The sequence below is a fragment of the Staphylococcus sp. GDY8P94P genome (assembly GCF_017892255.1).
GTDB classification, from domain to species: Bacteria; Bacillota; Bacilli; order Staphylococcales; family Staphylococcaceae; genus Staphylococcus; species Staphylococcus cohnii.
In genome coordinates this window covers 94,847-108,562 of sequence record NZ_JAESKU010000008.1, presented here as the reverse complement: position 1 = coordinate 108,562, position 13,716 = coordinate 94,847, and the positions used below count along the sequence as shown (strand labels likewise).

General features: G+C 32.6%; 13 protein-coding genes. 10 read left to right on the top strand and 3 right to left on the bottom strand.

What is annotated here, in order from left to right; genetic code table 11:
- Positions 1-6 precede the first annotated feature (6 nt).
- The 8 genes from KA926_RS04965 (at position 7) to KA926_RS04930 (ending at position 6,498) form a co-directional block, all read left to right on the top strand.
- Positions 7-1,005 (top strand): dihydroxyacetone kinase subunit DhaK, encoded by a 999-nt coding sequence (locus KA926_RS04965; RefSeq protein ID WP_107384825.1) that lies wholly within the window; start codon positions 7-9, stop codon positions 1,003-1,005.
- A gap of 12 nt (positions 1,006-1,017) precedes the next feature.
- Positions 1,018-1,650 (top strand): dihydroxyacetone kinase subunit DhaL, encoded by a 633-nt coding sequence (dhaL, locus tag KA926_RS04960; RefSeq protein WP_107384824.1) that lies wholly within the window; start codon positions 1,018-1,020, stop codon positions 1,648-1,650.
- Positions 1,651-1,686: 36 nt separating this feature from the next.
- Positions 1,687-2,133 carry a ribose 5-phosphate isomerase B gene (gene rpiB, locus KA926_RS04955; protein ID WP_107384823.1) on the top strand — a complete coding sequence of 149 codons (447 nt, stop codon included), beginning with the start codon at positions 1,687-1,689 and terminating at the stop codon, positions 2,131-2,133.
- 302 nt (positions 2,134-2,435) lie between these two features.
- Entirely contained in the window at positions 2,436-3,686 is a 1,251-nt protein-coding gene (locus KA926_RS04950; RefSeq protein ID WP_107384991.1) for a copper resistance CopC/CopD family protein, read from the top strand.
- A gap of 11 nt (positions 3,687-3,697) precedes the next feature.
- Complete coding sequence (locus KA926_RS04945) at positions 3,698-4,282, top strand: YcnI family copper-binding membrane protein (protein ID WP_107384990.1); 585 nt, start codon at positions 3,698-3,700, stop codon at positions 4,280-4,282.
- A gap of 117 nt (positions 4,283-4,399) precedes the next feature.
- Positions 4,400-4,813 (top strand): DUF2871 domain-containing protein, encoded by a 414-nt coding sequence (locus tag KA926_RS04940; RefSeq protein ID WP_107384989.1) that lies wholly within the window; start codon positions 4,400-4,402, stop codon positions 4,811-4,813.
- 193 nt (positions 4,814-5,006) lie between these two features.
- Positions 5,007-6,038 carry an NAD(P)/FAD-dependent oxidoreductase gene (locus tag KA926_RS04935; protein ID WP_107385700.1) on the top strand — a complete coding sequence of 344 codons (1,032 nt, stop codon included), beginning with the start codon at positions 5,007-5,009 and terminating at the stop codon, positions 6,036-6,038.
- Between the two features lie 58 nt (positions 6,039-6,096).
- On the top strand, positions 6,097-6,498 hold the full coding sequence (locus KA926_RS04930) for a GNAT family N-acetyltransferase (RefSeq protein WP_107384987.1): 402 nt from the start codon (positions 6,097-6,099) through the stop codon (positions 6,496-6,498).
- A 678-nt stretch (positions 6,499-7,176) separates the two neighbouring features.
- Here the strand turns inward: KA926_RS04930 and glcP are convergent.
- Positions 7,177-8,541 (bottom strand): glucose transporter GlcP, encoded by a 1,365-nt coding sequence (gene glcP, locus KA926_RS04925; protein WP_154409439.1) that lies wholly within the window; start codon positions 8,539-8,541, stop codon positions 7,177-7,179.
- Positions 8,542-8,755: 214 nt separating this feature from the next.
- Positions 8,756-9,745 carry an acrylyl-CoA reductase family protein gene (locus KA926_RS04920; protein ID WP_107384986.1) on the bottom strand — a complete coding sequence of 330 codons (990 nt, stop codon included), beginning with the start codon at positions 9,743-9,745 and terminating at the stop codon, positions 8,756-8,758.
- A gap of 253 nt (positions 9,746-9,998) precedes the next feature.
- Between KA926_RS04920 and KA926_RS04915 the strand changes: the two genes are divergently transcribed.
- Both KA926_RS04915 and KA926_RS04910 read left to right on the top strand, forming a co-directional pair.
- Entirely contained in the window at positions 9,999-10,517 is a 519-nt protein-coding gene (locus KA926_RS04915) for a GNAT family N-acetyltransferase (RefSeq protein ID WP_107384985.1), read from the top strand.
- A gap of 269 nt (positions 10,518-10,786) precedes the next feature.
- Positions 10,787-11,647, top strand: a complete 861-nt coding sequence (locus tag KA926_RS04910; RefSeq protein ID WP_210143716.1) for a hypothetical protein — start codon at positions 10,787-10,789, stop codon at positions 11,645-11,647.
- A 255-nt stretch (positions 11,648-11,902) separates the two neighbouring features.
- Here the strand turns inward: KA926_RS04910 and KA926_RS04905 are convergent, their stop codons facing one another.
- Positions 11,903-13,600, bottom strand: a complete 1,698-nt coding sequence (locus KA926_RS04905; protein ID WP_107384983.1) for a CDP-glycerol glycerophosphotransferase family protein — start codon at positions 13,598-13,600, stop codon at positions 11,903-11,905.
- Between the last annotated feature and the right edge of the window lie 116 nt (positions 13,601-13,716).

The following is a 13,716-nucleotide window of genomic DNA, read 5'->3' as shown; positions in this document are numbered from 1 at the left end:
CTATAAATGAAAAAGATGATTAATAATCCTGATAATGTCATAGATGAACTAATGGCTGGATATTTAATTGCTTATCCCGAATATATTAAACGTTCAAACTTACATCAAAGAGCACTAATTGGTAAAAAACGCCACCCCAATCGTAAAGTGAGTGTCTTAATTGGTGGAGGGTCAGGACATGAGCCGGCTTTTATCGGCTATGTTGGCCAAGGTATGGCTGATGGTGTGGCAATAGGTAATATATTTGCTTCACCTTCACCAATTCCTATACAAGCTGTTACCAGAGAAATTCATGATAGTCATGGCGTGTTATATATTTATGGAAACTACGCAGGAGATTTAATGAATTTTGAGATGGCCAGCGAAATGACAGAAGTTGAAGATGATATTGAAACTGCAGTTGTTATAGGAAACGATGATGTCGCTTCAGCGAAGGAAATTGAAGAGAGACGTGGTATAGCAGGTGAATTACTGGTTTATAAAGCAGCAGGCGCTGCTGCAGATTTTGGATACAATTTAGAGGAAGTCCGTCGTATTGCGCAACTGGCTAATGATCACACACGCTCTATGGGTATTGGATTAAGCCCTTGTTATTTACCTCAAACAGGCAAACCAAGTTTTGATCTTGAAGATAATGAGATGGAAATTGGATTAGGACATCATGGTGAACCAGGTATTGAAAAAACGACGATACGTACAGCACAAGAAACCGTCCAAGTGATTATGAAAAATATTTTGAAAGAGGGACTTTATCAACCAGACGACGAAGTAGTTGTCCTAGTAAATGGTTTAGGCGCGACTTCACAAATGGAGTTATATATTATCAATAAAGAAGTTGATGCAATATTAAGTGAAAACAATATTAAGACATATAAATCATATGTGGGTAATTTTATTACATCAATGGAAATGGGTGGTTTCTCAGTGACGTTGATGAAATTGGACGAGACATTAAAGTCATGCATAGATCATCCTGTCGATTGTCCAAACTTTAAGGAAGTCTAGGGGGAATTTATTATGACATTAACAAGTGAAACATATAAATCATTCATCCTAGCGTTAGCTGAGTTGTTTGAAGAACAAAAGGATAACCTATGTGAATTAGATAGAAAAATTGGTGATGGCGATCATGGTGTGACGATGAATATTGGTTATCAAGCTGTAAAAGATACAATTCACAACGAATTACAGGCACAAAATGATATTGCAAAAATTAGTGTTGCTGTGGGTAAAAGTTTTTTAGATGCTGTAGGTTCATCTGTTGGCCCTTTATATGCTTCAGGTTATTTAAAGGCAGCAGTTGCAGTAAAAAATAAAACTGAACTGAATGATACAGACTTATACCAATTTTGGATTGCATTCAGTAAAGGAATTAAGGCTAGAGGTAAAGCTGAAATAGGTGATAAAACGATGATTGATACACTTGAACCATTTTATCTCTCATTAGAATCATCTAAATCTCAAAATATTAATTTCAAGGAAGCATTTGCGCTTGCACTTCTAGAAGCTAAGAAAGGTATGGAAAGCACAAAGGATATTGTTTCTAATAAGGGTCGTTCCAAAAGGCTAGGCTATCGTTCGCAAGGCCATGTAGATCCTGGTGCGATGTCAGCGTATCTGATGTTAAATACATTTAAATCATATGTATAAGCTAAGTGATAAATATATAAGGAGGAGTGAGTTAGCATGAAAATAGCAATAGGTGCAGATCATAATGGTTACAATTTAAAAGAGGCAGTGAAAGCTCATATAGAAAAACTCGGTCATGAAGTAGAAGATTTTGGTTGTCATCATTGTGCAGAAACGGATTATCCAGATGTTGCTGCTGAAGTTGGTAAAAGTATTCAACAAGGGGATAATGAACGTGGCGTTCTTATTTGTGGAACTGGCATCGGCGTGGCAATAACTGCCAACAAATTAAAAGGAATTCGTGCTGCTTTGGCGCATGACTATTATTCTGCAGAGCGTGCCCAGTTAAGTAACAATGCACAAATACTTACAATGGGTGCACAAATAATCGGTATAGAAGTTGCTAAAAAGAATGTTGAAGCTTACTTGAATGTAAGTTGGGAAGGCGGCTCTCAACGAAAAGTAGATAAAATTGTACAAGTTGAGCAAGATGAATTTCAATGAGTTATACTCTAGTTTAATTCATTGGTTTCTTGGTAAGAATATGAGATTTAAAGCCCGTTCATAAAACAAAGGACTAGTCCGTATCAGACAGACGGATTAGTCCTTTGTTATTTTAATAACGATACATTATAAATATTTTTAATAATGGAATATAAACTAATATTTTGTTTTTAATTAATTAAAACAATAATATTTAAATTGTAATTATTTGTCCAAAAAATGACAAAATCAAATTTATATTGTGAATGTATATTTCATTTAATATTATTGATAATATAAACTTTTTGAAAAGGGGGATGAAAGTGCAATTAACATTTAAAATCCATAAGTTTTCTTATGTTATATTTATAATTTCGTTGATAATTGGGGTTGTTATCTTTTCTCAGCAAGTATCAGCACATGCAACTTTAGAAAAAGTCACACCAACGCAAAACAGTGTGGTTGATAACGCACCAAATGAAATAACATTACAATTTAATGAACCAGTCCATGCAAAATATTCAAGTATACAAATCTATGATGATAAAGGTTCTGAAATTACAGAAGTAAAGCCAAGTACAACAGGGTCTTCACAAACATTGACGTTTCCAATTGAAAATTTAAATAAAGGAACACATAGCATTCATTGGCATACAATGTCTGCAGATGGGCATGAAATCAATGATAGTTTTGAATTTTCAGTTGGAAAACAAACAGCAAATGGCATCGACACGGCACCACCATTTTATGAACAAGCAGACTTTTGGTTTGGAGTTACGCGCTTTATATTAGAAGGACTATTGATTACACTTACAGGTTTTTATTTAGTTAACGCCTTAGCTAAAAGACAAAGATTACCTCATTTAAATTTAAAAACGTATACACTGCCAACCGTTTTAATATTGGTTATGACTTCCGTTATCACAGTGTTAATTTATATGATGACTTTATCTTCTGATATTGTGTCAGATGTGTTAAGTCTGCAAAAAACCACCTTATTGCAAACACCATTCATATTAACGATGGTTGCAGTAATCATATTACTATTACTTTTCACTTTGAAAAATATGGCAACAAGTTGGTACATATTTATCCCTAGTCTAATATTAATTACACTTAGTATGTCAGGACATGCTTGGTCTCAGTCTATACCAATATGGTCGATTTTCATCAGAGTAATACACATTGTAGGTATATCATTTTGGTTAGGTGCACTGATTTATTTGACCATTATGGTATTAGGTAAAAAGCAATTTGAAGTAATTCAAATGAGACCTTTTTTATTAAAAGTAAATATTAGCGCTGTCATGTTAATTGTCATATCAGGTGTCCTGATGTCAATAGATCAAACGAATGTCTTGTCACTATGGCAAAACATTCAGACATGGACCGTATTATTACTTGTTAAGGTTCTGCTAACAATTGTGATGATGACGCTAGGATTTTATCAAACAACTAGAGCGCTTGGTAAGCATCGTCAGACAAATAGATATGCATTAATCATAGAATTAAGTATAGGTATCTTACTTATATTAGCAGGTGTAATGATGAGTCAATTAAATATTCCAGGATAGGAGCTTAAAAGATGAAAAAACAATTTATTTTAGCCCTCGTAGTTTGTTTTACTGTTTTAGTATTTTCAAAAAGTGCAGATGCCCATGTGACAATGAACCCTGATACGAGTGAACCAGGTTCTTATGAAAAATATGATGTAAGAGTTCCAGTAGAAAAAGAAGCAAATACAACAAAAATAGAGTTAAAGGTACCTGAGGGTGTAAACGTTGTAGGTGTAGCACCACAGGAAACATTTGACCATAAATTAACTAAAGATGATGATGGTAATATTACAAAAATAACTTGGATAGCTAAAGAAAAAGGTATTGGACCTAATGAATTCGTTGATTTGCCTATACAAGTAGCAAATCCAGATAAAGAAGGCGAATTTAAGTGGGATGCTTATCAAACTTATGATGATGGAGAAACCGTTAAATGGGATGGAGATGAAGACGCGGAAAAACCTTCACCTGTAACTAAAGTATCAAAAAATGCTGATGTTGATTCTGAAAACAGTCAACCTGCTAATGATTCTATCGCTTTATGGGTTGTGTCTATCGTAGCCATTATTTTAGCGCTAATAGCAATTTTTAAAAAATCTCGTAAAGAAAGATAAAGTATAAGTGATTGAGCTAGTAATCAGATTCTGATTACTAGCTTTTTTTGAAGTTTGATGAATTGTCACTGTAATTTAAGAAGATTTATTTTATAATATTTTTAAGGAGGATTTTGAATGCGCAGAATATTATACGCTTTTTTAATTTATACAATCTTAGGATTGCTTAGTGGTTTTTATTATCGTGAATTAACACTTGCCTATGACTTTACAGGTGATACACAATTGGTTGTAGTACATACGCATACGTTAATATTAGGAATGTTTATGCATCTCATTTTATTACCGGTAACGAAGGTATTTAATTTGAGTAGTTACTATTTATTTAATTGGTTCTTTATTGTGTATAATATAGGTGTATTATTGACGATTGGCATGATGTTTACAAAAGGGACATACCAAGTTATTGGACTTAAAGTTCCAGAATCATTTGCCGGCTATGCTGGTATTGGACATACAGTAATTACAGCTGGTTTTATTTTATTATTTTTCTTGCTTAAAAACGCCATTGTCAAAAAAACAGAAAAATAATTTGTATAAATAAATTTTTCTAAATAAATATAATTATATATATAGCAGACGATCGTTATGAATTTGATCGTCTTTTTTTATATCATTTTACATATAAAGTAATTATTTATTAAAAAGTTGCCTTTTTAATTGATAAGCATTATCAATAATAGGATAATAGGTATTAAGAAGAAGTACATGTAGGAGGATTATTATGGATGATGTAATCATTATCGGTGGTGGACCAGCCGGTTTGTTCGCGAGCTTTTATTCTGGATTAAGAGGGATGAATGTAAGAATTATTGATATTCAAGATAAGCTAGGTGGTAAAATGCACGTTTATCCCGAAAAGATTATTTGGGATATCGGGGGATTGGCACCGAAGCCTTGTTATGAAATTATTCAAGATACTGTTAGTCAAGGTTTACATTTTAATCCTAAAGTAAATTTAGAGGAACGCGTTATAGATATTAGAAAAATGGCTGAACGCCATTTTGAAGTAGAGACCAATAAAGGAAATGTATATGAATCAAAATCTGTCATCATCGCCATTGGTGGTGGTATCATTAATCCAAAACAACTTGATATCAAGGGAGCAGAAAGATATCAATTAACAAATTTACATTATGTAGTTCAGTCCTTAAAACATTTTAAAGACAAAGATGTGTTGATTTCAGGTGCAGGTAATTCTGCGCTAGACTGGGCGAATGATTTAAGTGGTTATGCTAATAGTGTGACATTAATTTATCGAAAAGCGGATATCAAAGGTTATGAAGCAATGAAAGATATATTAAATAAACTTGCAGTGGAAAAGTTAGCCAACACACATATTTATCAATTAATAGGTGACGAAACCCAGTCACGTATAGAACAAGTAATATTAGAAAACATTGAAACAGGAGAACAAGAGGTACGATCTTTCGACGAAGTTATTGTCAGTCATGGATTTGATAGAGAAAATACATTGTTAGAACAGTCTACAACTCAAGTTGATATGCATAGTGAATATAATATTAAAGGATTTGGTAACACGGCAACGAGTATTGAAGGTTTATATGCTTGTGGTGATATTATTTATCATGAAGCAAAAGCACATTTAATCGCGAGTGCTTTTAGTGATGCAGCAAACGCAGCTAATCTAGCTAAACTTTATGTTGAACCTGAAGCGGATCCTGAAGGTTATGTATCTAGTCATAATGATGCATTTAAAGAGTCTAATAAAGTAGTGATGAAAAAATATTTATAAACACATTTATATGATTATGCTATAAATGTTTGCTTTGTAGTTTGGGGGATGACACAACATGGTTAAAGTAAAATATGAGGCACCAACGGTACAAGATTATAGAAATATGAGGAAAAAAGCTGGATTGAGTGAAAAATCACAAAAGGCGGCAGAAAAAGGGATATCAAATGCATGCTTTGACGTCACAATATATGATGACGACTTATTAATAGCGATGGGAAGAGTAATTGGTGATGGAGGTACTGCTTTTCAAATTATTGACATAGCAGTAGAACCACGTTATCAAGGTCAGGGTTATGGTAAACAGGTAATGACAGATATTATGAAATATATCTCATCTGTTTCAGAAGATGGTACTTATGTGAGTTTAATGGCAGATTATCCGGCAGATAAATTATATGAACAATTCGGATTTACGACTACGGAACCTCATTCTTGTGGTATGTATATCAAATACTAAATATTTTTAAAAATATTAAGATGCAAAGAAGTGACATGGAGATAGATATATCTGAAAGTACACGTCAATTTCTATATCATCATTATAGTAACTGACGTGTTTTTATTTTATATTAAATGTTTTCATTTTTTAGCGATAATTATACGCGTTAGCACTCAGGGGAATGATACGAGTAGAACCATATCCCAAGGAAGCATGCACGATTAATTTGCAAGATACAAAAAGAGTAATCCAAGGTGGATTAGCTCAGAACGTAAACAAACCCTTCGCATTAATTTGCGAAGGGTATGTCTAATGTTTATTTATATAGCTTTTTCTTGTGTTAATCTTCATTTATTTGTTTCAATCCCCAATGCTTCTTGGGAGTGAAAAGTATCTACTTTTCACAACTTCTTTGATTGTTTGTCTCATTGATTTGAGACAAAATAGTCTCTGAATTAATAATATTTTTAGTGTGATATTGGCAGTATTTGGGCCGACTCCTGCGGGAAGCGCACTAGCCGAAGACTACAGGCTAAGGCAGTGCCCGCGGAAAGCGTGCACAAAAAAACTGCCAACAAAGTCGGAGACTTTGTTGACAGTCTGAGCAAATCCAAGATGGATTAGCTCTCTTATTTTGAGAATGGATTTTTTAATATCATAAAAACTCATTTTAGTTGTGATTTAGAAATATAGTGTTTATTTTGACTCTTTAACATTGACATCTGTTGCATTTGTTCTAGAACGCAAATCAGCTTCAATTTCTTCTAAACTGCGTCCACGTGTTTCTGGTAAGTATTTAATGACAAAGATTAAAGCGAAGACACCAACAGCTGCGAAGATCAAGAATACTTGTTCTACTGATAAAACATCAGTCAAAATAGGGAATAATTGCGCAACTAGTAAACTACCAATCGATAGTACTAAAGCAGCGATTCCTGTTGCAGCACCACGTGCACGCATTGGGAATAATTCTGGTAACATAACCCAAAGTACTGGTCCCCAAGTGAATCCAAAGAATATGATGAAAAGTGTTAGACAAGCGACCATAATCCAAGCAGAAGATTGAATACCGATTGTCCAAACTAATATTGCCATGATTAATAGTGATGCCACCATACCAATATTACCAATTACTAATAATCGCTTACGATCTATTTTATCAATAATCATAATCGCTACAATCGTAATAAGGACGTTTACAGTACCAATACCAACCGTACCTAATATAGAAGTTGCATCACCAAGACCAGCTTTACTAAATATCGTTGGTGCATAATAAATAATAGCGTTAATACCTATAATTTGTTGTAATAAAGCAAATACACTACCAATGATAAGTGTTGGTCGTAACCAAGGTGATTTTAAAACATTCCAAGTGCTTTCAGAAATAGCATTTATTTCTTTCATATCGGCAATTTCTTTATCGATTTCGCTTTCTTTAAACGTTAATTTCATAACATCACGAGCAGCTTTTTCACTTTTATGTTCAAGTAGCCATCTAGGGCTTTCAGGCATAAATGCCACACCGATTAAAAGAATGAGTGAAGGTAATACTGCTAGACCGAGCATCCATCTCCATCCTTCGATTGGTGTGAAAGCATAGTTAATTAAATATGAAGATAAAATACCAATTGTAATCATTAATTGGTTTAATGAACTTAACGAACCACGTTGTTCGGTAGGTGCCATTTCAGATAAATATACTGGTACGATTGCTGTTGAACCACCGACAGCTAATCCGATAACAAGTCTACCGATTACTAATACTGGCATTGATGGTGCCAAGGCTAAAATTAATGCACCGACAATATAAATAATAGCGATAATAAATACAACGCGTCTACGACCTAACCTATCAGACATAGGTCCACTCGCACCGGAGCCAAATATAGCGCCGACTAACATAGACGCAACGACAAGACCTTCAGTAAAACTATTTAACGGTATATCATCTTTTATAAATAATAGTGCACCTGATATAACTCCCATGTCATAACCATAGAGTAATCCTCCCAATGCACCAAGGAAAAAGATGAGCTTTTTATTCACTTTGATTCCCATATAAACCCTCCTGATAATATTCAATAATAATAAGTATACGCTTTCATATTTTAATTGTAAATGTTAAAGTATAATAAATTTATCTATTGATATATAGTTATATGAATTATAATATTTTTGTAGTTTAAATAAAAATGTATAGTTATATAAGTTGATATCAAATAAAACTCCGCACATCCATTTTTGCTTGATGTGCGGAGTTTATAGAATCATCTTATGAGTCAAATTCGATAACAATTCTACCAGAATTATTATGTTGAATCACTTCATCTATGCTTTTTTTAATATCTTTAAATTTTATATTATGTTTTATATCATGTAATTGGTCTGGTTTTAAATCTTTAGATAGACGACGCCAAATGTGTTTTCGTTGTCTCATTTCTGTATATACCGAGTCAATACCTATAACGTTTACGCCTCTTAATATGAAAGGAAAGACTGAACTGTCGAATGTAGCGCCTCCTGTCATGCCGATGAGTGCAACACTACCATTATAATTAAGTTGTTTAATAACTTGTGAAAAACTGTCGCCACCAACTGGATCGATAACAGCTTGCCATGTGCGTTTACCTAGAGGTTTATTATCTTCTTTGGTAATTCTAGATATAACATCTTTTGCACCTATCGTTTTGAGTGCTTCAGTAGCTTCGGTTTTACCTGTACTAGCGATTACATCGTATCCAATTCCATTTAACATCATTATCGCTAATGTTCCTACACCACCTGTTGCACCTCTCACAAGTACTTGATCTTTTTCTACTGATAGCCCATTATGTTCTAATCTTTCAATTGCTAAACCAGCTGTGTAACCTGCTGTCCCATATATCATAGCTTCTTCAAGTGTGAGATCTTTAGGTAAAGGTACAATCCATTCTTCTTTTACGCGCACATATTCACTAAAACCTCCGAAATGGTCTGTCCCTAAACCGTAACCAGTAACGATGACCTCATCTCCTGGCTCAAAAGCATGTGTGTCAGAGTGAGCCACAACACCTGCCAAATCTATGCCAGGCACCATCGGATAACTGCTAACAATTTTTGAATTGTCCAATGTAGCTAGTGCATCTTTATAATTAATTCCAGAATATTTTGTTTTAATCAATACTTCACCTTCTGGAAGCTCATCTATTGTCATATCTTTAAATTCGCTTGTTACTTTGCCGTCTTGTTCATTGACCACAAAAGCTTTAAATGTTTTAGTCATTGCCTTATGGCACTCCCTTATGTATATATTTATGAACAATTAAAAAACTAGAACTACTTTATCATGTTATTGTTAATTTCACAATAAGCGTAAAAGCACTGATTTAAAAGTAAGCGTTTTAATTTTAGGGGACTTGAATTTTATGTCATAACGCTATACTTTAAGTTGTCAAATAAATATATTAAGTCGTATAGTAACATATTTAACATTTTAGTATACTAATTGACAAGATGATAAAAAGGGGCGATGAAGTATGACTGATAATATTGAATTAGTAAAAGAATCGGAAGTACACCAATTAAGAGAAATTAGTATTGCGACATTCAAACATACATTTAGAGATGGTGGATATACAGAGGAAGATTTTGAAATCTATTTTAAACAGGCATATAATGTGGAAACGTTACAAGAAGAGTTACGTAATAAACATTCATTCACATATTTTTATCTCAGTAATAATGAAATTGTAGGTTATTTTAAATTGAATATAGATGATGCACAAACTGAAGCAATGGGGGAAGACTACTTAGAAATACAAAGAATATACTTTTTACCTCAATCGCAAGGTGGAGGTAAAGGGAAAAAAGTTTTTGATTTTGCAATTAAGAAAGCACGCGAGTTGTACAAGACAAAAATTTGGTTAGGCGTATGGGAATATAATGACAAAGCATTAAATTTCTATAAAAATCAAGGATTGCGTATAACAGGTTCTCATGAATTTTATACTGGTAACGTGGTAGATACAGATTTAATTATGGAAAAAAACATATAGTAGCTTTTGAAAAAGTCATTTTTTCTTTAATCTGTTTAATTATTTTGAATCGCTGTTTGTCTATTATAAAAGCTAATTATTTAATTAAAGTTCTAAAGTTTTAAGTTTTTGTAAAAATTATATTTATTTCAAAAAAAGTTTTGATAAAAGGTGTTTATTTTAATAATAATAGTGAATAACATAATAATTCTCATTCATCCTAATTGCTAAATACATTACATAACTTTTAATTAGGCAATGAGAAAGACACAACTAAGGAGGCTTATTATATGAAAAAGTTATTAGCAGGTTTTCTTACACTTACATTAGCGCTTGCTGCTTGTTCTAATGGTAGTGATGACAATGGTGGTAATAAAGATGATAGCTCGAAAGACAAACAGTCTTCCGATGACAAATCAAAAGACTCAAAAGATTCTAAGAGTGATGACAAAAAAGACAATGATAGTTCCGATGAAAATTCGGATAGCAAATCAGACAGCAACTCAGATAGTGATGCTGATAAAAATGGTTCTGACTCTAGTTCTAGCTCTGACTCTAATTCTGACTCTAGTTCTAGCTCTAGCTCTGACTCTAATTCTGACTCTAGTTCTAGCTCTGATGACAGTAGCAATTCTGGAAATAGTGACAATGCCAATGATAGTTCGACTAATGGTTCCAATGAAAGTGCTAACAATAGCGGTACTTCAAATAATGGTGATAATTCAAGCAATACGAGTAACAATGATAGTACAGCAAGTAATGCAAATAGTAATGCAGACCAAGCTTCTAATAGTGCAAGCAGTTCGAATGAGGGTAACACAAATAACAGTGGAACTTCTCAATATGTGGCACCTTATCAAGGTCAAAATGCAGTACCTGTTGCACAAAACATTACTTCAGGTAGTACTGACCCACAAACAGCTTTACAGTCATTGCCTAATTTCCAAAATTCATTAGATAATGCAACTGCAGAAGTTAATGCGTTAAATGGCCAATCTAATCCTTATAATGATTACGCTATTGAAGGTAGTGAAGGCAATTATAGCTATATTTTTAGTTTCCAAAATCAAGCACAACCGGGTAGTTATTCAATTGTAACAGTTGACCAACAAGGTACTGTTAGAGTAGTTGACCCAGCATATCAACAATAAAGAATCATAAAATAGTGCAAGTTTTATACTTAATATGATAAAGAGGCAAGTAGATGAAATGAATTTGAAAAAAATTGATTTCTAACTTGCTTCTTTTTATTTTTGCTTAACTTTGCAGTATATACTCATGTTACTATTGTTATCACTTAAAACACATTTTATATTTAAAAAAACTCCAAAGTTAACATTGGAATATGAAAACTTTGAAGTTTAAAGTCGGCAACAAATCGTTGATTGTATTTTTGATTATTAAGTTTATGTGTTGGAATTAATAGACTTTTGAATAATATGGGAAATCGTTTCAAAAGCATGATTGTCTTTGTTTATAAATGGATTATCGTGTATATCTTTCATTTGATGACTGATTAAATCATTTAAAAGTGCTTTTGAATCACTATATCGAACTGTAGAAAGAGAATGCATAACATCTTCATAAACACCACGTTCGCAAACATATTTTTCGTGATCAGGCGTATATTGGCAGACAGTTTTATCAATCGTGAGTGCATCAAAAATAATTGAAGAATAGTCTGTCAATACTGTATCTGATACTAACAACAAATCTTGAATTTCTATATGTGAAGGTGCAATGATAGCATTTTCAGGCATATAGTTAGATTGATCGTTGACATGTCCTTTAAAGATAACGTTATATTTATTTAATAAACCATCACTAATTGGTAATAAATCGGTTGTTTCATTTGCTGCTTTCCATGTAGGAACGTAAAGTAATGTTTGTTTTTGAGGGTCTAGCTTTAATTCTTTCTTAATGAATGAGATATAAGGTTGATCAGATTGTTTATCTAATAAATATCTAATTCTTGGATAACCACAATTTAATAAATGAGTATGTTGTTGTGGAAATGCAGATTTAAAATGTTCCATAATGGCTCCGGAATCACTGATGAAATAGTCTTGTTGTAACCATTTATTATATTTGCGTGCGCGATAATTATAAATATTGAGATTTTCATTTGGTTCATGACTATCTAAAAATAGTTTTTTTATAGGTGTGCCATGCCACAGTTGTATAATTGTACCATTTGGTTTGATATCGTCGGGGATATCGTTTTCTAAAATGACCACACTTGCTGTTTCGATAAGACTTTTTGCTTTCGCATCATTTGGATCAATAAAATTAGGTCCATTTACATCATTAGTTATAAAAAATATAGGTAATTTAGAAAAATATTTTGCAAAATGATTAAATAAATAGCGAGAATTACCTCGGAACCCATAATCAAAACCTAAAAAGACAATATGATTTTTAACTTTCGATTTATCTTTTTTGTAAATATAACTGATTTCATCATGTTTTTTTTCGTAATGATGTTGAATTAAATTATAAAGCCAATGTGGAAGTTTGAATTTAGTATTTTTAAGCACTTTATCTGTAAATCGAATATCATCATTATTAGGTGCTAATGTTTCACTATTTTTAAATGGTAACGTGTGTTTATGTTCAAAGGCTAATTTGTTTAAATTAAATTTAGTAGTGTTTAATGGCGTGAACGCTTGAATGCAATTCCAAACAGCATCACTAGTTGTATACGTATGTTTGAAATTAAAAACAACATGGCTATCTGTAGCAACATCATCTTGTAAAAGTGATAATAATGCTAAATCAAATATATTATTAACTGTATATTTGTTTATTATTTTTTGAGCAGTTTCTATATGAAAAATAATATTTGGAAAATGATTTAGATTATCCATCCAATCATTAAAAGTGATTTCTGATTTACCGAAATATCGGCAATCATTTAAATATTGCTGATTGATTGTATAATCTGCAACGATAGTGACGGGTCTTAGTGTAACTGCCTCTAACATTGATTGATAAATCTCACTATTTTGATCTATATATACAAAATGAGAATATCCTTCCGCTGTAGCTTTCTCAAGATGCTGAGCTAAAAGGTCCCACGTTGAAAATTCTATTTGCTTTATCATTTATAATCCCTCTATTTAAATATTATTATCCCTATTTTATCATTTAATATGTCATAGATAAAAGAAACATTGATATTCATATCATTACTGACGTACAGCGCCTGAATTGATATATA